Below are 314 nucleotides of genomic sequence, written 5' to 3' on the forward strand. Positions count from 1 at the left end.
GAAAGGGAGGGAGAGAGGGAGAGGGAGGGAGAAGAAAGAAGAGAAAGACAAGGAAGAAGAGGGGGAGAGAAGAGGGGAAAGAGAAGAAGGGAGAAGGGAAGGGGAAGGGAGAGAAAGGAGAGGAAGGGAAAAAGGGAGAAAAGAGAGGAGAGAAAAGGAGGGAAGGGGGAAAGAAAAAGGGAAGGGAGAAAGGGAAAAAAGGAGGAGGGGAGAGGAGGGAAGCGACGCACGCCCGGAGACCGCAGAGACAGCGCGGCGGGAGGCGCTGGCCGTGGGGGGGAACCACTACAACTACCATCGGCCTCATACCTCCT

At 57.0% G+C, this 314-nt stretch carries 1 pseudogene; it reads left to right on the top strand.

Annotated features, from left to right (window positions below):
- A pseudogene (locus NR073_RS11470) lies at positions 1 to 314 on the top strand (hypothetical protein); the annotation flags it as partial.

It is taken from the genome of Micrococcus sp. Mcc28, assembly GCF_024519775.1.
Classification (GTDB): Bacteria; Actinomycetota; Actinomycetes; order Actinomycetales; family Micrococcaceae; genus Micrococcus; species Micrococcus luteus.